This window comes from Actinotalea ferrariae CF5-4 (assembly GCF_000603945.1).
In the GTDB taxonomy this organism is placed as follows: Bacteria; Actinomycetota; Actinomycetes; order Actinomycetales; family Cellulomonadaceae; genus Actinotalea; species Actinotalea ferrariae.
In genome coordinates, this window is record NZ_AXCW01000472.1 from 1 (window position 1) to 282 (window position 282).

A 282-nucleotide genomic window follows, 5' to 3' on the forward strand; every position below is an offset into this window, starting at 1 on the left:
CCCGCCGCAGTTCGGGGGGGAACGCCAGGAACGGGGTGAACCGCTCCCAGGCCCCGGTCCACGTCGCGACAGCGTGCGGGTATCTGCGACCGAGCTCGCTGGCCTCGAACGCCCCCAGGGCGTCCAGGGCGGCCTCAGCGTTCGCGGCGGTGTAGACCGGCTTGAGTGCCGCGGCGACGGCCTTGCGGTCGCCGTAGGACACGAACCGCATCGCCGCACGGATCAGGTGGACCACGCAGGTCTGGACCAGCGAATCCGGCCAGGTCGCCTCGATCGCCTCAG

Annotated in this window: 1 protein-coding gene; it reads right to left on the minus strand. The window is 72.0% G+C overall.

From position 1 onward, the window contains the following. Window positions 1–282, minus strand: a 282-nt coding sequence (locus N866_RS18865; protein ID WP_034229712.1) for a transposase, incomplete at both ends; no start/stop codon positions are given.